The sequence below is a fragment of the Polyangium fumosum genome, assembly GCF_005144585.1.
Taxonomy (GTDB): Bacteria; Myxococcota_A; Polyangia; order Polyangiales; family Polyangiaceae; genus Polyangium; species Polyangium fumosum.
This window is the reverse complement of the sequence record NZ_SSMQ01000002.1, coordinates 337,336-357,407: the sequence shown is the minus strand read 5'-3', so window position 1 is coordinate 357,407 and position 20,072 is coordinate 337,336. Positions and strand designations below refer to the sequence as shown.

The window sequence follows — 20,072 nt, the reverse complement described above, 5'->3', positions numbered from 1 at the left end:
GCGTCCACTATGACGCACAGCACCATGACCCGCGTGCTGACGGAGCTGATCGAGCTGCTCTCGCTGGAGAGGATTGAAACCAACCTGTTCCGGGGCCAGAGCCAGGACCTCGGCTGGGGCCAGGTCTTTGGCGGTCAGGTGCTCGGCCAGGCGCTCTCGGCCGCCGCGCAGACCGTGCCCCCCGAGCGCCAGGTCCATTCGCTCCACGCGTATTTCCTCCGCCCCGGCGACGCGCGCAAGCCGATCGTCTACGACGTCGATCGCATCCGCGACGGACAGAGCTTCACGACCCGCCGCGTGGTGGCCATCCAGAATGGCCAGCCCATCTTCAACATGTCCGCCTCTTTCCAGGTCGAAGAGGAGGGATTGGACCACGCGGACAGCATGGAGAGCGTCCCTGGCCCGGACGGGCTTTCGAGCCAGCGCGAGATCTGGAGCCGCCTGGCGCACAAGATCCCCGAGCCTTTCCGCACCCGCGCCGTCGCCGAGCAGCCGATCGAGATTCGCCACGTGAGCCCGATCGATCCCTTTCATCCGGAGAAAAAAGAGGCCCACGAGGCCATCTGGATCCGCGCGGCCGGCGCCCTGCCCGACGATCCGGCGCTGCACCGGTACTTGCTCGCATACGCGTCGGACCACGCGTTCGTCACCACCGCGCTGCGCCCCCACGGCGTCACGTGGTTCGATTTCTCGATGCAGGTCGCCAGCATCGATCACGTGATGTGGTTCCACCGGCCTTTCCGGATGGATGACTGGCTCTTGCACGTGATCCACAGCCCGTCGGCGTCGGGGGCGCGTGGGCTCGTGCGGGGCAGCGTGTTCTCGCGGGATGGTCGGCTCGTGGCGTCCACCGCGCAGGAAGGGCTGTTGCGGCGGCGGAAGCGGGGGTAGGGAATCCGATCGCGTCTGGGCTGCCTGATTTTTCTCGGCCCAGGAGCAGGACAAAATTAGATATAATTGCTCCTGCTCAACGCCTTATCGGCATCCCAGCAGAACTCGGGCACGGTCACGGCGAAGGACCATCACGCGCTCACCGCGGGTGCTCAACGCCTTATCGGCATCCCAGCAGAACTCGGCGCGCAGGAGCTGCTCGCGCTGCGTCGGCTCGACGTGTGCTCAACGCCTTATCGGCATCCCAGCAGAACTCGGGCGAGCGCTTCGTCAACCTCATCGAGCTCCTCGAGTGCTCAACGCCTTATCGGCATCCCAGCAGAACTCGGCTGCTCGCGCACGTACCGCCAGAACGACGGCCGCCACGTGCTCAACGCCTTATCGGCATCCCAGCAGAACTCGGTTGCGTACCTCCTCGCCCTTGGGGGTCCACTCGACCTTGGTGCTCAACGCCTTATCGGCATCCCAGCAGAACTCGGAGACCTCGCCGCAGAGCCAGTCCGAGCACCGCGCCTTGAGGTGCTCAACGCCTTATCGGCATCCCAGCAGAACTCGGGCACGCGTCGATTCTCACGTGGGGCACCGTGGGGCTGTGCTCAACGCCTTATCGGCATCCCAGCAGAACTCGGTCGCACCGCTCTGCCGCCGCCCTGATGTCTGCAACCGTCACGTGCTCAACGCCTTATCGGCATCCCAGCAGAACTCGGTGGGTTTGCCGAAGCGCTCGCCCTCGGCAATCTTCGGTGCTCAACGCCTTATCGGCATCCCAGCAGAACTCGGAGACTATATCGGCTCTACCGGAGAATGCGCCGGTGTGCTCAACGCCTTATCGGCATCCCAGCAGAACTCGGCTGGCGTGCGTCCAGAAGGCTTGGCTCAGGGCATGTGCTCAACGCCTTATCGGCATCCCAGCAGAACTCGGAGGTTACGAACGAAAAGAAGGACGCGGTGTAACAGTGCTCAACGCCTTATCGGCATCCCAGCAGAACTCGGTGCTTGGGCGCTCACTGTCACCGCAAGCGGGAACGAGTGCTCAACGCCTTATCGGCATCCCAGCAGAACTCGGGCACCGGGCCGAACCCGCCACGGGACGAGCGCGGCGAGGTGCTCAACGCCTTATCGGCATCCCAGCAGAACTCGGGACTCCGTGAGCGAACTAGCTACCGCGATTCCGATGTGCTCAACGCCTTATCGGCATCCCAGCAGAACTCGGCCCGGTGCTCGCAAGGCTTGGCCCGATGCGCACGGGCGTGCTCAACGCCTTATCGGCATCCCAGCAGAACTCGGGTAGGTCAGCCGTCCACTCACCGCGTTGGGAAAGCGTGCTCAACGCCTTATCGGCATCCCAGCAGAACTCGGAGACGCTGTTCGACGCGCATCGCGCAGGCACCCTGCCGTGCTCAACGCCTTATCGGCATCCCAGCAGAACTCGGTCCGCACGTTTTCGAGTTGGCGCACAAGCCGCCGAAGTGCTCAACGCCTTATCGGCATCCCAGCAGAACTCGGCAGCGCCAGGAAAACGGCGGTGGCGGCGCGGACCCGTGCTCAACGCCTTATCGGCATCCCAGCAGAACTCGGGAACTGACGTATTCGTCGGCGCCTCCGGGTTCATATTGTGCTCAACGCCTTATCGGCATCCCAGCAGAACTCGGCATTCAAGATTGCCGTCGACAACAACCTGGGAGGGTGCTCAACGCCTTATCGGCATCCCAGCAGAACTCGGGTGTTGAACGATGACTGCCGTTCTTGCGCAGGATCCGCGTGTGCTCAACGCCTTATCGGCATCCCAGCAGAACTCGGCTTTGCTGAATGCCGGATGCTCGAGCACGCCGCCCGTGCTCAACGCCTTATCGGCATCCCAGCAGAACTCGGGGAATGCGGACCTCGGCTTCACGAACGGCCAGCAGGAGTGCTCAACGCCTTATCGGCATCCCAGCAGAACTCGGCCTTCGGATCGTCCTTGTAGACCCGCTCCATCATGTGTGCTCAACGCCTTATCGGCATCCCAGCAGAACTCGGAGCGATGACTGGATCGCGACGTACAACGACGCCCTGTGCTCAACGCCTTATCGGCATCCCAGCAGAACTCGGTCCGAGGAGGGCGAGCGCGCCACGCGCCACCGCGGGTGCTCAACGCCTTATCGGCATCCCAGCAGAACTCGGCGGCCGACGAGTCCCGCCTCGCGGCGGAGCTGCTGTGCTCAACGCCTTATCGGCATCCCAGCAGAACTCGGTCACGGCTCCGCTGACAAGGATCTGCGCCGCCGGCTGGACCGTGCTCAACGCCTTATCGGCATCCCAGCAGAACTCGGGCGCCGTCCCCGATGCCGCCCGTCCCTTCGCGGAGCCCTAGTGCTCAACGCCTTATCGGCATCCCAGCAGAACTCGGCCGGTGCTTTTCGAGGCTCTCGTACGCGGGGTCCGTGATGTGCTCAACGCCTTATCGGCATCCCAGCAGAACTCGGTGAACCCTGACCCGATCGACGGAGATTCGCCGTGAGGAGGTGCTCAACGCCTTATCGGCATCCCAGCAGAACTCGGCAGCGCCGTTCACGGGCTGGAGGTTCAGCCGGCCGGCAAGTGCTCAACGCCTTATCGGCATCCCAGCAGAACTCGGTTCCGCGCGATCGGATCGATCGATTCGTACATGCAGGAGTGCTCAACGCCTTATCGGCATCCCAGCAGAACTCGGCGCGCGCCCTCCGGCAACGTTGGAACTTCCTTCCTTCCAGCGTGCTCAACGCCTTATCGGCATCCCAGCAGAACTCGGGCCGCCGTGGCGCTCAGCTCCGCGTCGCACGAGTCGGTGCTCAACGCCTTATCGGCATCCCAGCAGAACTCGGGCGGACGGCTGTTTCGTCGCGAATCGCTCGATCGCGCGTGCTCAACGCCTTATCGGCATCCCAGCAGAACTCGGCCGCCATCCACCTCGTTGGGGCCCTTTTCGCCCAAGTGCTCAACGCCTTATCGGCATCCCAGCAGAACTCGGAAGGCCCACAGAAAGGCGGTTTGAACGTGGGCGAGGTGCTCAACGCCTTATCGGCATCCCAGCAGAACTCGGCGAGCATCGAGGCCCTCGGCGCCTTGCTCGACCCGGTGCTCAACGCCTTATCGGCATCCCAGCAGAACTCGGGCGCGTGCGTCTTGAGCGCAAGACGGCGCTTGATGCCGAGGTGCTCAACGCCTTATCGGCATCCCAGCAGAACTCGGCATCATCCGCGCCAAATACGCAGGACTCCGCGCCTGGGTGCTCAACGCCTTATCGGCATCCCAGCAGAACTCGGACGAGACACGTCATGCGGATCAGAATCGTATTCAGTGCTCAACGCCTTATCGGCATCCCAGCAGAACTCGGGACCGCACGATCCGCGTGGTGGACAAGCTTTCAAAGTGCTCAACGCCTTATCGGCATCCCAGCAGAACTCGGGCCACCTCATCCCCGTCGATCTCCTCGGCGGCGATGATGTGCTCAACGCCTTATCGGCATCCCAGCAGAACTCGGAGGCGTAGCTCGTGCCCACCGACCTCCCACGCCGGTGCTCAACGCCTTATCGGCATCCCAGCAGAACTCGGCAGTGGATCCGCCGCAACACGTTGTCGCGGGCGCGTGCTCAACGCCTTATCGGCATCCCAGCAGAACTCGGGCGCTCGGCCTCCGAGATCGAGGACGTGCGCGCCTACGTGTGCTCAACGCCTTATCGGCATCCCAGCAGAACTCGGCCTTCTCGCCCACCGCCGTCGAGATCACGACAGAGTGCTCAACGCCTTATCGGCATCCCAGCAGAACTCGGGGCCCCACCCCCGTAGCCCTCGAAACTCCACGGGAAACTGGACCCCTTTGCAAGCACCTGCGCTCCCACCGGCTCCTCGCCCTCTCTTCCGCGCCCTACCACCTTGCAACCCTTCGTCTTCACATCGCTTCTCCTCGATCAAGCACCTCCACGCCTTCATCCCGGTTGTCAAACACCAAGAAGATCGGGCACTTGACTCTCGGCGCGGACCTCTCCGGGGCCGGCTGAGGCCAGCACCCGGAGATCCTTGATCTGCCCGATCCCTCCGTCCACGCTCCTCCCTACCTACACGATCTTTGCCGGGGTGTCATCCACCACCCACACGTCCTTCCGGTTTCGCATCACCATCCTTGCCACGCACGCCGAGCAGAGCGGCACGAACAGCAGGCTGTCCTCCGCGTCCAGCACCCTCTCCAGCTCCCACCGCAGCTCCTCCAGCCGCCGCACCGACAGCCAGCAACGGAAAATCGAGTACTGGACCCGTGTGCCGTATCCGCGCAGCACCTTGTATCCCTTGCGCCATCGCTTCGGATCCCGGATGTCGTACGACACCAGATACCATGATTTCGCCTCGCTCATCCTTCCCTTCTTTCCCCCACGACCTCAACGCAATCTGAATTTCGCGAACAATCCCGGCGCCCCGCACCACTCCTTCTCCAGGAGCCGCGCCTCCAGCTCGATCATCCGCCCATACGACAGCGAATACCCCACCACGGAATGCTTCCACTCCTCCGCACGCCTCCGCTCGTACACCTCCACGAGCTTCCGTTTCCCGGACGTGCTCAGCCATATGCGCGGGCCTGTCACGGAGAAGTCCTCCTCCGGATCCCATTGCCCCCGCCGGATCGACGCCATCACGACCATGTCCACCAGCGGCACGCGGAAGAGCTCCATCAAGTCCAGCGACAGCGGCGGCGCGGAGCTTCGCGGCCGATGGTAGAACCCGAATGCGGGCTCCAGCCCCACGCTCGTCAGCGCCGTCGTCACGTCCGAGAGCAGCAGCGCATACCCGAATCCGAGCAGCGCGCTTACCCGGTCCCGCGGCGGCCGCCGCGTCCGCCCTTCGTACCGCAGCCGCTCGTCCACGTCCCCGAGCAATGCGTTCCACGTCGAGAAGTAGGCTCCCGCGCCGGCGCCCTCGTTCCCGAGCAGCTCCTCGACGGTCGCCGCCGCATGTGCTCCCCGAACGGCCCTTCGCAGACCCTCGAGCGCTGCCTCCACCGCGGCTGGTCTCTCCCGGTCCCCGCGCGTCGAACGCAACACGAACCGGAGCTGACCTTCGAGCTTCGCGCCCACCAGCCGCCGCGCCAAACCCAGCGCGAAGTCCTCCTCCCCGAGCGCCTTGTATTGACGAATGCGCCGCTGCACGGCCCCGGCCCCCGCGGCGAGCGAGCCGATGAACCGCCCGCCTGTCGTCACCCACGACACCCCCACCTCCCGCTCCGCGCACAAATGCAACGCCTGCGTCGAGATTTGCGACCCTCCGTGGAGCACCACGTGCCTTGTTTGCCGCGATGGTATCCGCGTCTCGTCGCCTTCGCGCGGCGTCACCACGAGCTCGTCGCCGCTTCGCCCCACGCGTGATCCGTGCGACGTCACGTGCAGCGCTTGCCGGTCGTCGTCCTTGGGTACGAGACGCGGAGGTTCGTGCGCCTCGTCTTTGGCCAGCCGCTCCTCCTCCGGCAAACACACCGGCGCGAGCGAGCAATGCGTGCAGAGCCGCTCGTTGTTCGTCACGGGCGGCCGCTCCACCGTGGCGCGCAGCGCCCTTCCTCGCTGGATCGCTGCGCGCACCTCCGCACGCAGCGCCTCGTCGATCGCGACGCGCACGGTCACGTTGTCCGCGTGGTATCGCAGCCGCCCCTCGGGGACGGCCTCGCCGGTCGCCTCCTCCACGAGCATCGCGTAGGCCCCGATCTGCAATCGATCCGAGGGCCATGCTTCAGGCGCCTCCTTGCCCTCGCCCCGCTTGCAGCGCCCTCGCTTGTGCTCGTAGGGGATCCACCGCCCATCGCGCCGCCGCAGCGCGTCCACCTCCCCGCGCAATCCGAGCGCTTCGCTCTCCAGCACGAACCTCTCCGAGGGCCCGTCCCCCTCCTCCCGCGCGAGCTCCGCGTGCAGCGTCCTTCCCGCGTACACGCGCGCGTCCGCGACGCGGATCTCCTCCACCTCTTCCAGGAAAAACAATCGCTCACAATACGCGAGCGCGTGCAACGCCATCACGCGCAGCGGCGCGCCGTCCCCCGAACCATCCATGGCATACCTCCCCGACAGGAACAGGTTTTACCGGAGCGTACGGGCGCTCGCGTCGGGGGCCAAGTTTGTCGGCGGAGTTTGTTAGGGAGCGGGCGCTCTTGGATCGAGGATCGGAACGAAGTGATCCAGCGGCGGGGTCCCGGTGAGCGGTGCCTTGGGGGCGAGGTGGTACCGCCGCCATCGCGTATCGAGCGCGCCCACGTGATCGACCCACACGGGCAGATCCATCGTCCCGTCGTCCCGCGGCACGAGCAGCCGCCATTCGCCGATGGGCTCCTCCACGAGCGCGATGTCGTCCACCGCATCGTCGCTCATGCCGAGGCACACCACCCCCGAACGCGTCACGCGCTCGGGGTGCCTGATGGCTTCGACGATGCGCTCCTCGAGCCTCGGCGTGCCCTCCTGCGCTCGCGTACCGTGTTCCCTGCGGCTCTCGATCCAGCAGAGGAACGACAAACCACACAGGACCTCGACATAATCGGGCGCATTGCCCATCTTCGATTGCTTGGCCGCCACGCCGTACTTGTAGCGGCTCAGCTTGCGGAGCACGGTCGCGACCTTGGGCTCGCGCTCGTAGGCGAATGCGAGGGCGACTCCCGCGTGCGCCGCGCGCCGCCACTCCCCGACGAGCGAGAGCAGCATCCCGTAGACCGTCGCGGGGGGCGCGATCGGATACGTCTCCGCGAACGAGCGCGCGTACGACTTGCGGAAGCTGGCGTAAGGCGCTTCCACGCGCACGGCGATCATCTATCAGCCTTCGCCTTCACGGCCGCGTACTCGACCCCAATACGAGCGATCCGGGCCTTGGCTTCGCGTACGGCCGCGTGCACCCCGTCGACCACGGTCACGCCTGCGGCGCGCAGCTCCGCGCCGAGCGGGGAGCGCGCGATCTCTCCGCCCAGGATTACCTCGCTCCCCGGGATGTCCCCGCTCCGCACACGCTCGAGCAGCCGACGCGTGGTGATGCCGCGGGTCTTCTCGTCGTGATCGAAACAGTTTTGGATCCTCGACGAATGCGCGTTCGTCAGACGGAGGACGATCGACGCGGGCGAGAAGTCATAAGCGAACCGCGCGTGGTTCCCCGCGACCTGGGGCGGGTCCGCGACGGCGTCGAGCAAGTGCCCGATGTGTTCCTTGTGGATCACGCTGCCGAGGTTCAGGCCGAACGAATACTGATACTCCGTCGTATGGATCTCGGCGTTGTAGAGCGAGAGGCTCCCCTTCTCCTTCGTCCCGCTCACGCAGTTGAACGAGAGTTCCCCGCGGTAGGGCCGCAGGGACACCGCGCGCCCGACGGCGAGCGGGCTCGGCCGCTTCGTCGTCTTTCCTTTCGACTTTTCCTTCTTGCCCTTCTCCTTCGCCTTGCCCTTCGCCTTCGCGTCGGCTTCTCCCTCGTCCCCTCCGTCTTCGCCCTCCTCGTCCTCGCGTTCCTTCTTCGCCGCCTCGGCGTCCATGAAGCCCATCAGATCATCGTCGATGAGCGCCTTGCCCTTCGGATCGAAGTACGTCCGCTTCTCGTCCTCGTAGCTGAGCTTCTCGTCCTCGTACGTGCGGTTCGTCGAGAGCCCTTCGAGCTGGAAGCGGTACCGCAGCGCGAAGCGGATCGCCTCGGCGGAGACCGATGTGTGCAGGTCATCGTGCAGGAAGACCTTTTGCAGCGTCGTGGTGTTGCCGATGTTGTCGGCGCGGTTGTTCGCGGCGACAGCCTCGCCCGTGACGATCGTTCCGTAGAGATAATGGGTCGCCATGGTTCATTCCTTCTCGTCGGTCTTCTTCGGTCCCTCACCCGCGTAGCTCACGAGCGCGAAGAGCAAGAGGTTCTTGAGCCGCTCTGTGTTGCGTGGGTCGAACAGGAACTTTCGTAGCGGTTCGGCGTTGGTCTTGATCGTGAGCAGCGCCGCGCCCTTCGTCGAATCCGCACAGAAGCGAAGGAACCACCCCGCGAGCGCGTCGGCGGTCTTCGCGCGCAGGATCGCGTTCCGCATCCGCTCACGCTCCACCTCCGTCATCCGCTCGAACGATGAGCCGTCCCTCCGCGCGCGTTCCCCGAGCGCTCCCATCGTGCGGTTCCACGCTTCGTGAAATGCCGCAATCACGGCGCGGTCGTCTTCGTCCTCGATCGCTTCCTTCATCTTGCTCAGACCTCCCTGCGCGAAGCGCATCCGCTCGTAATCTTGTTTCTTCTCGACCAGCGCACGAAAATGCGCGGCCCAATGCCTGCCGACCCCGAGGTTCGACGCGACGAGCTCCGGCACCGGGCTCTGCGGCACGGCGAAGCCCTCGCCCTTCTGGTTCCGGAGCATGCGTGGCTTGCCGAGATGCGTGACGGCGGCCAAGAACACGTTAAGTTCCGGGACTTGCAGCCCGATGCGCACGCTGCTCGACCGATTGACCTGGTTCTTGTCCCAGGCGACCTTGCCCATGGCCACGGCGAGGCACCCGGCAACCGAAGGGCGCTCCACCACACCCTCGGTCACCTTCCAGTCGAGCAGGAACCGCAGCGCCGCCTCCTCGGCGCCGCCCACGATTCGCCCGAGATATCCGCTCGTCAGGCGCGGCGCGTCCTTCCCGAGCGTCGCGAGCGCACGCATGACCCTCGCGAACGCCCGGAGATCACGGATGTCGGGCACCACCAGGCACGCCTGCATGCGTGAATCCGCAGAACGCGTTCGCAAGAGGAAAACGACGCTGCCGACCATCAGGTACAGGAGCAGGAAGACCTCCTCCGCGCGTGCTTCGAGCGCTGACGCGCCCGTCATGGCCCCGGGCACGACCGATTGCGGGATCGTCGCCGTCCTCGGCAGCGCCCCTGCTGGCTCCCCCTGCTTGGGCTTGTAGTCGAGGAGCCCTGTCCCTTGTGCTTTTTGGTGCGCGTAGCTCGCGACGCCCTTGTACGTGAAATGGATGGGCGTCTCCCCGTCCACGCTCTGGAGCGGTACCCGCCGTGCGTCCTTCTCCCCCGGCACGCCCGGCCGCATCTTGTTGTGCTGCAAGAAGGTGGCGCAGAGGCCGTTGTGAATGGCCAGCCGCAATCCGCTCTCGGACGAGGGGATCATGTGTCCGACGAGTTCGATCATGTGGTCGCCCGTCACCCGGAACGAAGCTTCGAGGATTCGCCGCAGCGCCTCCTGATCCGTGAGCTCGTCTCCCCAGCCCAGGCGCACCTCGTCCTTCGTCACGCTTGCGCGAATCCCCGCTGGCCCCTTCTTGCCCCAGGCTTCCACCGTAGCGGCGAGCCCACCGAGCGCCGCGCGATGGTAGATCGTGTACCCGGGGTCGGTCAGCCGGTAGATCATTTCTCTCGCCATTCCGCGCCCGTCCCTTCGTATGTCTCCTCGTTGTAATCGTAGGCAACCGCGTCGCTTGGTGCGCTGGGCACGCCGCGAATCCGATTCCATCCGAACATCTCGTTCTTGATTGGAATCGCGACCTCATGCTCGCGCAACCAATCCCGATCCGGCTCGTCCTTGCCGGTCTCGTCCCGATATCGGCGAACGTCCGCCTCGAGTACGACGTTCGCCGTATACCCTTCGCCGCGCGTCGTTCCCGGCCGCGTGCGCCACACGCCGCTATGGCCTGGCACGCCGACGAAAAATGCATCCTTCTCTGCGGCCTCGATGTCGATCCCTGGCCCCGCCGCGCCAGCCGTGAAGTGCGCCGCGAGGTCTCGCTGGCTGAGGGATCTGCCGAGGGCGCGCAGCGTGTCGACCCACGCCCAGCCGGCGCGAAGCTCCTCGTCGCCGTACGGCTTGGACCCGTTCTTCGGCGCGCACACGTATGCAGGCTTCGGATCCGGAGGCCGTGTGGGATCGGCTCTTCGGTTCAGGCGTCCAAGGCGCTGGATCAGTGAAGGTACCGGCGCGACGTCGGTGATGAGCAGATCCGCCGAAAGGTCGAGAGACATTTCGGCCACCTGCGTCGCGACGAGCAATGTCCCGCCGCGTCCCCCCTTGAAGTGATCGACGACGCGACGATGCCGGCGGCTCCGGTCCTTGTACCGAAAGCGCGAGTGATACACCTCGACCGCTGCGCCTGGCAGCCGGCGCCGCCCTTCCCTGTACGTCTCGTTTGCCGACGCCACCTGGTTGCGAACCCAGAGCACCTTGCCCCCGCCCTCCACGTGCGTCGTCACGGCGCTCCACACCGCTTCATCGTCCTCCGCGCGCTGCAACTCGTACCGCGGTAGCGCTTCGAGTTCCGCGGGACCGGGGACGATCACCAGGTCGGTACGAACTTCCGCGAGCGCGCGGCGTCGCACCTCGGGCAGCGACGCCGTCATGAGCAGCACGGGCAGGTTCGGAAACGTCTTTAGGAACATCAAGAGGTGCCCGAAGAGCTGCTCGTCGAACGCGTGAATCTCGTCGAAGACGATGCACGACTGCACGATCGCTGGCAGCGCGCAGATTGCGCGGAGCGCGTTCGGCATGAGCCCGAGCACCGTATCGGCCGTGCACACGGCGAGCGGCACATCCCACAAGGAGAGCGCTTCGACCTTCGCGCGCTCCGCGGCGAGCGCTGCCTGCGCATGGGAAGCCGTCTCCGTCGCGTCCTCCTGCTGCGCCGTTCGCGCGATCGTGCGCAGGTCGATCCTGGCGCGCCCGTGTGCAAGCGCCGCGTCCACGCCCGCCTCGAGCGCGTAATCCTTGAAGTGCTCCGTCGTCGTGCCTGTGGTCGGCAGACAGAAGAACATTCGCATCGGCTGCTCGCTTCGCTCGTGGAGACGTGCGCACCACTGCTCGGCCCATAGGTATGCGGCGAGGCTCTTCCCCGAGCCACACCCTGCCTCTGCGAGCGTCAGGCGTGATGTCGACGACGCGACCTTCTCCTGGAACGGACGCACGACGAACCCGGGTGGGAGCTGTGCCTCGTCCCGCTCCGCGTCGGGAGGGGCCGCGTGATTCCACGCCCAGTGGCGCACGAGCCGACGCAGGTCTTCGACGCCGAGCCCGATGGTGAGCTGCTCCTCGATGAACCGATCGAACTCCACAGGCTCGCTCGTCGCGACACGTCGCGGCAGCGCGCTCGCCGTCACGTCCGCTGCGATGCCGAACGCCTTGATCAACGCGAGGAGCCGCCGCGTGCCCTCCTCGGTGAACGCGACCTCGTGATCCATGAAGGCTTCCTGCATCGCCTGGAGATCACGGCTGACATCGAAGTCATACGCGCCGACACGCGCGCGGCCGAGGACGAGGTGTCGTTCGATGCGGGGTGGCGGTCCGAGGCCCAGGTCCTCGGCCATGCCGTCGAGGATGGCCTTGAAGTCCTCATGTGCTGTGTAGATCGTCGAGGGCGCGACGAGCGCGGGCTCGAGGAACTCGTCGAACTTGCGGTGGTGGCCCACGGCGCCCCAGAGCGCGAGCGTCAGGTCCTCCCCGAGCGTGTCGAGCCATGCGCGCAGGGGCGCGTACTGCCACACGAGCAGGCCCGAGATCGCCTCGTGGCGGAGGAGCTGCGTGATCTCGGGCTGGCCTCCGACCATCGCTTGGAAGTGCTCGTTCGCCTTTCCGATGTCCTGCATCCACCCATCGGCACAGAGCGCGCGCGTGAAGCGATCGAGCATCCCCTCGGGCAGCCCTGCGGCTTGCAGCGCCGCAGGCCCAGCGACGCGGCTGAGCGCCCGACAAGCCTGGACGACGTCGCGGCTGTGTTGCGTGAGCAGCGCGTGGTCGGGGGGCGCATCGCGCGGCCCGTGGAAGGATTTGGCGAGCAGGCGGCGCGGCACGAGAGGGCTCGTCTTGGGACTCCCGCTCACGCCCGCGCCTCCCTCCCGACCGGCCCGAACACCCCGCAGCCCATTCGTTGCCGCCCGCCGATCCCCGCCCTTTGCACGACGAGTGATCCTTCCTCGGAGAGCCCCCGCAACGTCGTCCCGAAGCCGACCACCTTGTCTCCGGCGATCGTCACGATTCTCCGCCGCCCCACCTCGATCGACGCCGCCACGCTGAGCGCATCGAGCTGCCTCTTCACGGCCTCGGCGAATGGCTCCGGCTCCTGAAAACCCTTGATCACCACCATTCTCGCCGTCAGCGCCTCGGCGGGCCGGAGCGGATACACGCGGGACACGCCGACGTGCACGCGATATCCATCGACGTCGAGCGCCTTCCCCGCGAGCGCGAGCACACGCGGAATCTCCGCGGGCACCACGCGCAAGCACAACGAGCCGCGCCGTGGATGCAACGCGAGCAATCCATCCGGCCGCGGGATCCCCCCGAGCGGATGCACCGCGAGCCACGATGCGCCGTGCAGATCCCCGAGCACCCGCGCGAGGGCGCCGAAGAGGGCGTATCCGTGATCGCGTGGCACCAGCGTGCCTGCGAGCGGGAAGACGATGTCGACGCGGTCGGCGGGCGGCGAGGATGGTGCGGACGGGGTCACGTGCAGGCTCCGTGGGCTGGAAGGGTACGCACGCCACCCTATCTGAAAGCCGGCCGCTTGTGGATACTGCAACGTTTCGGAGCAGCTATCTCCTGACCCGACGAACGTCCCGTTGACAGGTCCGCAGCTCTTGGGCGAAGCACAGCGCCCAACGCACGGGGGGATCGTGCGTGGAGGTTTTCGTCATGCGCTGGGCTGTCCTGGTCCTTTCCTTGCTGCTCGTCCTTTTTCCCTTCGCGCGCGCGAGCGACGAGCCCATGCCACCCGCGCCGCCGGCGGAGCCGTCGGAGCTCCCCGAGCCGGCCCTCGCTTGTCCGACCTACGCCGGGCACCACGCATATCCGGCCATGACCCCGCTCGAGAAGGCGCCTGCGCAAGGCGCCCTGTCCCTCGACGGATCGTTCGCCGTGTCGGCCACGGGTTCGGCGACCCATACCATTCCGCTCATCGTGCCCCCGGGGCGGATCGAGCCCGCCCTCTCGATCACGTACGATAGCAGCGTCGACATCGGCCTCCTTGGCAAGGGGTTTTCCCTCCGAGGGCTCTCGATGATCCACCGCTGCAGCACGAACCTCGCGCAGGACGGCGCGATCCGCGGCGTCCGGCTCGACACCGCGGACCACGTTTGCCTGGATGGATTGCGCCTGGTGCAGGTGGGCCAAGGGAAGGACACGGTCGGCAATTTCGCCGAGTACCGCACGTTCCCCGATACGCAGACGAAGATCCACGGGTATGGCGCGCCCTCGAAGGATGGCTTCGATGCGATCTATTTCGTCGTCTTTCGGCGCGACGGTCGCGTCGTCGAGTACGGTAAAAGCAATGCGGCGCGCGTCGTCTGGCGGCACGGCATCACGCGCGCCTGGAGCATCGAGCGGGAGCGGGATCGGTTCGGCAATACGATCCGGTATCATTACGCAACGGACGCGAACGCGCAGAGCGGCGCCACGCGCGAGCGAGTCCCCGACCGGATCACGTACGCGGGTCACATCGGCGCGAACGGCGTCGAGACGCAGGGCAGCCGCGAGGTTCGATTCCGCTATACCGTCAACGACGGCGGCGCCATGTTTCACGAGGGGGAGCGCATCTCGCGGGACAAGCAGCTCGCTGGCGTCGACATGTTCGCCGACGGGGTGAAGGTCCGCTCATATGAATTCGATTACGACCCGGACCCCATCACCGACCGCTCCTTGCTCGTGAAGGCCGAAGAATGCGCCGCGGGGGACCTCGCGCAATGCAAGCCTGCCACGCGGTTCGGCTGGAGCGACGGCGGGGCCCAAGGCGGCTTCGAGACGAGCGCGCTCTGGCCCCACGTCCCCACGAAGAACGAAGACCCTCAATATAGCTGGACCCTCGCCGACGTGACGGGAGACGGTCTCCCGGACATCGTCACGTCCACCACCCACCCCGAGACGGGAAGGAATCGCTGGTTCGTGTACGAGAACGTCGGCGGCGGGAACCTGGGCGTGCCCGTGGAGTGGGCGGACCTTTCCTATCCGACGGGCTTCCTCGGGCAGTGGCTCATCTCTCCTCTCGACTACAATGGCGATGGTCGCATCGACCTCCTCATCGATCAACCGTCGGGCGTAGGCTGGAACTTCCACCACGTCCTCGTATCGAAGCCGGAGCCGTCGCCCCACTTCGAACGCGTCGCCACGAAGATCAGGCGCCAGGCGCATTTCCGAGCATCGGAGTTCACGCCCGAGAGCGCTTCAGGCTGGACACTCGCGGATCTCGATGCCGACGGCATGCTCGATTTCGTGGGGTGTGACGACGAGCGGACGTGGTACGCCGGCGTGAATTACGTGGAGGACAATTGCCTCCCGGGCGAAGACTGCAAGCCATCGCTCGCGCACTGGCGCGCGCACCTGTGGAGACCGGGCGGATTCGAGGAAAAAGAGCGCCCCATTCCGGCGCTCGATGGCGTGTCTTGCTGGACGATGAAGCGGTTCTTCGGGGCGGTCGACTGGGACGCGGACGGGCAGACGGAGCTCGTCACGGTCGACACGGACGCGAAGTGGTGGGTGCATCGGCTCGATGTACCTTCCCTCGCGTGGGAGAGCCGGTCGACGGGTCTTCCCATGGCCAATGCCCTCGGCGTGGGAGTGTCGGAAGACCCGGTCGCGGAGATGGTCGCCTATCCGCTCACGAAGGTGCACGCCGCGAGCATGAACGCGGAGTGGGAAGCGCTCCGGGTCCTCTTCCCCGACATCAATGCCGACGGTTATCCGGACCTCCTCCATGTAGGCAACCTCGGCACGGACATCATCCCCTTCGTGTACGAAAACCACGGGCGCGACGAATTCGAGTTCTTCGGTGCGGTCTACGCTCCCTTCCCGGCCGCCGGCTCTGAAGCGTTCGTGTACTCGCCTTACGCGAGGGTCTTCGACTCCAATCGTGACGGCCGCGACGACCTGTTCCTGCCGGTGCCGGGATCCTGCGGAGATGACACGTGTTACGTGGTGTACGAGAGCGGCAAGCTCGGGGAAAACGCGACGGTCACGGCCACATCGATCCAGTTCGAGAATCCATACGGCGACACCGTGGCCCCACAATACCTGCTCCGCACAATCGATCTCGACGGGGACCAGGACACGGACATCGTGTATCCGTACCACGACGCGCAGATGGTCGCGTACCGGAACCGGGCGCCGCGGGATCTGCTCACGACCCTCACGACGGGACGGAACCCTAAAGACCCAAGCGATCCCGGGTTCTTGCCGGATCTCGAGATCACGTATGGTGATCTGGTCGATCGAGGTGAAGCTACCTATGCGCCGCGCTCGGATCCGGAGAACGATTGCATCTATCCGCGTGCCTGCGTCGTGGGTGGCGCCCCTGTCGTATCGTCGTACCGGCTGAACAATGGCCAGAACGAGGCACGAAGGTTCGAGGTCGAGTATCGCGATGGCCGCGCGCACCGGCACGGTCGCGGGTTCCTCGGGTTCGGTACGCGTATCGTGCGTGACCTCGACACGGGCACCGAGGTTCACGAGCGCTTCGACAACGTGACGTTCGATTCCGCGCGGCGAACGTTTCCGTTCGCCGGAATGGTGATCGAGTCCGAGACCCGGATCTCCGCCGCGAAGGAGGAAGTGCGTTCGTCCTACGTGGAGCCGGAGGTCATCCCGACGAGCGGCGGCGCGACCTATTTCGTCACGACACGGAGGACGGAGAAGCGCCGCGAGCAGGACGGGGACCTCCTCGAGCGCACGTGGACCGTCGTCGATGACGTCGACACGTTCGGGAACGTGCTCGAGATGCGATCGTTTACCGAGGGCGTCGACCTCCTGAACAAGACGACGCGCACGGTGACCCATGACCCCGCGCTGTGGCTGCTCGGCCTCGTCGAGAAGGAGAAGACGTGCAGCTCGGCGCTCGGCGAGACCCGGTGCCGGGAGATCGAGCAGGCGTTCGACCTCCGGGGCGCGCTTTGGCGGAGCACGCGCGCGCCGAACGACCCCGCCGCGCGGCGCGTGGTACACTTTCTGCGCGATGACTTCGGGAACGTCACGAGCGTGCTCGCGGACGATGCCTTCGGGCATCACCGGGAGGCATGCGTGACGTACGAGCCCTCGGGCACGTACCCGTGGGCGACGCGGAATGCTGCAGGGCACACGTCGTATCACGTGTTCGACGCGGGCCTCGGCGTGGAGCTCTCGATGCGCGATCCAAACGCGCTCGTCACGAAATGGCGCGTGGACGGGTTCGGTCGCGTCGTCGAGGAGCACAGGCCGGATGGGGTCGTCCGCACGCGGAGCCTCGCGCGGGTCAAGGATGGCGGGCCGTTCGCGAATGAATGGGCGCTTCACGTGCAGGAGGCGACGCCGGGGCACGGCGCGCGGGAGACGGTGCTCGATTCGCTCGGGCGCCCGGTGCGGCAGCGATCGAAGGGGCCGGATGTGCTCATGTCCGGGATCTCGGCGTTCGGGGTCGGGAAGTGGATCGTCGCGGAGAGGTCGTACGATTTCCACGGGCGAAGGGTGTGGGAGAGCAATCCGCACATCGAGGGCGACGCTCCGGCGGCCGGGCTCGGCACGACGTGGGAGTACGACAACGCCGGGCGCGTGATCTCCACGAAGGCACCCTGGGGCGCGATTTCGAATCTTACGTACGACCACGACCAGGTCTTCACGCAGGAGAGCAATCCCGATGGGGGCGTCCTGACGAAGAGGACCCTACTCGACGCGATCGGGAGGCCGATCTCCGTCGTCGACGCGAAGAGTGGCGAGACGACGTATATCTATGAGCCGTTCGGGCTCGTGCGCAGCGTCGAGCTGCCCGACGGGACGTCCCGGGAGACGGTACACGACGATTATGGCCGAGGTATCGAGGAGACGGATCCAGACCGGGGCAAGACGACGTCCGTTTTTGATGGCTTCGATCAGGTCACGGATCTCGTCGACGCGCTGGGGCGGCATTACAAGTTCGAGCACGATGTGCTCGGTCGGCTCACGCGCCGCGAGCAGGGCGGCGGGATCTCGACGTACGAGTTCGACATGGCGGACCATGGCGTCGGCTTCCCATCGCGTGTGATCGGCGCGGACGGGCACCGGGTCGAATACAAGTACGATTCGCTCTCGCGGCCGTGGTATACGACGCTCCGGCTGGCGGATACACGCGCGTTCACGGCGTGGCGTAGTTATGACACGTTCGGTCGACTCTCGGGGATCACGTATCCGGACGAGAGTGATTTCAGCGTCTACCACGAGTACGACACGACAGGCACGCTGACGGCGGTTCGCCAGGGGGTCACGCGGGATCTCATCTGGCAGCTCGACATGATCGACGGCGCGGGACGCACCGTCATGGAGACGTTCGGGAACGGGGCGCTCACAGAGCGTGATGTTTCACCGCAGAGCGGCGCCGTGGAGAGCATCTTCACGCACCACGGCACGAACATGCTTCAGGGACTCGTATATCGGCACAATGTGCGGCTGAACGTCGATTCGAGGGAGGACAAGCGACAGCAGAAGATCGAGCGGTTCCAGCACGACGAGCTCGATCGGCTCACGTGCAGCCGGGTGGAGGACTGCGAATCCCCGCTCTCGTGCCTCGAATGGAGTGGGCCGTGCGATACGGTGATCGAGTATGACGCGGCCGGCGATATCACGTTCAAATCGGACGTCGGGACATACACGTACGATCCCGCGCATCCGCACGCGGTGCAGCTCGCGGGGAGCGCGGCGTTCGCAAACGACGCCGTGGGCAATCAGATCACGCGGCCGGACGTGACCATCACGTATACGGACTTCGACCTGCCGCGATCGTACGTGCCAACGGCTGGTGGCCCCGCCACCACGTTCGAATACGACGGCCATGGGGCGCGGGTGCTCGGCCGGCGTGGGGAGCGGGAGACGATCTATTTCGGGGATCTCTTCGAGCAGGAGACGCGCCCCGAGGGGGTCGTCGACCGGTACTTCGTGAGCAATGGCGAGCGGATGGTCGCGGTCTTCGAGCGGCGCGGCGAGAACGAGACGCGGCGTTATGTGCACGTGGACCACCTCGGCTCGGTCGACGTGATCACGGACGAGGCCGGCGCGGAGGTGGATCGGCGGAGCTTCGACGCGTTCGGGGCGCCGCGGGATCCCGCGTGGGGTGGGAGTGCCGGGGCGACTGCGAGCACGGGGATGCGGCGTGGGTTCACCTGGCACGAGCAAGACGAGGAGGTCGGGCTCGTCAATGCGAAGGGGCGTATCTACGACCCGAGGATCGGGCGGTTTCTGCAGACAGATCCCATCGTGGCGGATGTCCTGTCCGGGCAGGCTTGGAATCCATATTCGTATACGTTCAACAATCCGCTCGCATACGTGGATCCGAGCGGGTATCAGGCGATCTTGCTCGGCCAAGCGGGGCAGCCCGTATTGACCGGGCCGGATGGCGTCATCAACGTCATTGTCATCGGTCCGCCGCGGATACCGAAGGACCCGGAGGCGCAAACCGGTATCGTGGCGGCGTTCCGCGCGCATCTGCCGAGCCCACCGGCGGCGTCGTTGCCGGATGCGGCCGAGCCGGAGATGAGCTTCAAGGAATTGCCCGCGGTGCAGTATGGCGGCGGCGTCGTGTCGGGGGCGATGATCGGCGTGGTGCCCGGCGGGAGTATCGGGGCGCAGATCGCGATCGATTCGGGGACATTGGCGAAGGGGACGCCGCAGGCGCGACTCGGGAAGGCGATCGGCGAGATTGGCATCGGGCTCGTGCAGATGGCGCTTGGCGTGGGCGGGTCGTTCCTGGGTGGTGGGATGAGCACCACGGGCGGGGGCGCGATCGTCGGGGTGCCGATCGCGGTGGCGTCGGCCGGGATGCTCGTGAATGGGTATGCGGCGGTGGGGGTGGGGTGGGGTGGGTTTTGGCAGGCTTGGTCGGAGGGGGCGGGCTCTCCAAGCTGGGCGCCGACGCTCCTTGCGAGGAGAGGCGGTCCGTCGTCGGACGCGCTCGGACGGGCGCTCGAAAAGGCCGGGCATGCTCGGCCTCCGGGCGCTGCGGTGCATCATATCGTGGCTCGTGAAGCAAAATTGGCCGAGCCGGCGCGGGACGTGCTCGAACGGTTCGGTATCGGCATCGATGACGCGGTGAACGGCGCCTTTCTGCCTGCAACGGGTGCTGCGCTGAACCCGACGGGAGCCGCGGTCCACTCGACGCTGCACACGAACGCTTACTACAAAAGGGTGAACGATTTTCTCGGGACGGCGAAAACCCGGGCGGAAGCGGAGGCCATCCTCCAAGACATTCGCAACATCCTTCTCTCCGGAGGTTTCTGAG

At 65.9% G+C, this 20,072-nt stretch carries 9 protein-coding genes and 1 CRISPR repeat array; of the genes, 2 read left to right on the top strand and 7 right to left on the bottom strand.

The genetic code is table 11. The features are described 5' to 3' along the window. Positions 1-24: 24 nt before the first annotated feature. Positions 25-891 carry an acyl-CoA thioesterase II gene (tesB, locus tag E8A74_RS03470; RefSeq protein ID WP_136927454.1) on the top strand — a complete coding sequence of 289 codons (867 nt, stop codon included), beginning with the start codon at positions 25-27 and terminating at the stop codon, positions 889-891. Between the two features lie 72 nt (positions 892-963). Continuing rightward, a CRISPR array of direct repeats spans positions 964-4,682; the repeat unit is 37 nt; unit sequence GTGCTCAACGCCTTATCGGCATCCCAGCAGAACTCGG. A 285-nt stretch (positions 4,683-4,967) separates the two neighbouring features. Here the strand turns inward: tesB and cas2 are convergent. From cas2 to cas6, 7 genes are all read right to left on the bottom strand, one after another. Beyond that, positions 4,968-5,261, bottom strand: coding sequence for a CRISPR-associated endonuclease Cas2 (cas2, locus tag E8A74_RS03465; RefSeq protein ID WP_136927453.1), 294 nt, complete (start codon positions 5,259-5,261; stop codon positions 4,968-4,970). Positions 5,262-5,285: 24 nt separating this feature from the next. After that, positions 5,286-6,938, bottom strand: a complete 1,653-nt coding sequence (locus tag E8A74_RS03460; protein ID WP_136927452.1) for a type I-MYXAN CRISPR-associated endonuclease Cas4/Cas1 — start codon at positions 6,936-6,938, stop codon at positions 5,286-5,288. An 81-nt stretch (positions 6,939-7,019) separates the two neighbouring features. Beyond that, positions 7,020-7,685 carry a type I-MYXAN CRISPR-associated protein Cas5/Cmx5/DevS gene (cas5, locus tag E8A74_RS03455; protein ID WP_136927451.1) on the bottom strand — a complete coding sequence of 222 codons (666 nt, stop codon included), beginning with the start codon at positions 7,683-7,685 and terminating at the stop codon, positions 7,020-7,022. Further along, the gene (locus E8A74_RS03450) at positions 7,682-8,686 is read right to left on the bottom strand and encodes a DevR family CRISPR-associated autoregulator (RefSeq protein WP_136927450.1); all 1,005 of its coding nucleotides are present in this window, start codon (positions 8,684-8,686) and stop codon (positions 7,682-7,684) included. The genes cas5 and E8A74_RS03450 overlap by 4 nt, the downstream gene beginning before the upstream one ends. Positions 8,687-8,689: 3 nt before the next feature. After that, positions 8,690-10,246 (bottom strand): type I-MYXAN CRISPR-associated Cas8a1/Cmx1, encoded by a 1,557-nt coding sequence (cas8a1, locus tag E8A74_RS03445; protein WP_136927449.1) that lies wholly within the window; start codon positions 10,244-10,246, stop codon positions 8,690-8,692. Continuing rightward, positions 10,231-12,690, bottom strand: coding sequence for a CRISPR-associated helicase Cas3' (cas3, locus tag E8A74_RS03440; protein WP_211365275.1), 2,460 nt, complete (start codon positions 12,688-12,690; stop codon positions 10,231-10,233). The genes cas8a1 and cas3 overlap by 16 nt, the downstream gene beginning before the upstream one ends. Further along, entirely contained in the window at positions 12,687-13,313 is a 627-nt protein-coding gene (gene cas6 / locus E8A74_RS03435) for a type I-MYXAN CRISPR-associated protein Cas6/Cmx6 (protein WP_170228823.1), read from the bottom strand. The genes cas3 and cas6 overlap by 4 nt, the downstream gene beginning before the upstream one ends. A 185-nt stretch (positions 13,314-13,498) precedes the next feature. Here cas6 and E8A74_RS03430 point away from each other — a divergent pair, with 185 nt between their 5' ends. Then, positions 13,499-20,071, top strand: coding sequence for an FG-GAP-like repeat-containing protein (locus tag E8A74_RS03430; protein WP_136927447.1), 6,573 nt, complete (start codon positions 13,499-13,501; stop codon positions 20,069-20,071). Position 20,072 lies beyond the last annotated feature (1 nt).

Bases quoted from the DNA above. Each gene is read 5' to 3' on its own strand.
- tesB (WP_136927454.1), top strand. From the start codon at position 25: ATGACCCGCGTGCTGACGGAGCTGATCGAGCTGCTCTCGCTGGAGAGG.
- cas2 (WP_136927453.1), bottom strand. From the start codon at position 5,261: ATGAGCGAGGCGAAATCATGGTATCTGGTGTCGTACGACATCCGGGAT.
- E8A74_RS03460 (WP_136927452.1), bottom strand. From the start codon at position 6,938: ATGGATGGTTCGGGGGACGGCGCGCCGCTGCGCGTGATGGCGTTGCAC.
- cas5 (WP_136927451.1), bottom strand. From the start codon at position 7,685: ATGATCGCCGTGCGCGTGGAAGCGCCTTACGCCAGCTTCCGCAAGTCG.
- E8A74_RS03450 (WP_136927450.1), bottom strand. From the start codon at position 8,686: ATGGCGACCCATTATCTCTACGGAACGATCGTCACGGGCGAGGCTGTC.
- cas8a1 (WP_136927449.1), bottom strand. From the start codon at position 10,246: ATGGCGAGAGAAATGATCTACCGGCTGACCGACCCCGGGTACACGATC.
- E8A74_RS03430 (WP_136927447.1), top strand. From the start codon at position 13,499: ATGCGCTGGGCTGTCCTGGTCCTTTCCTTGCTGCTCGTCCTTTTTCCC.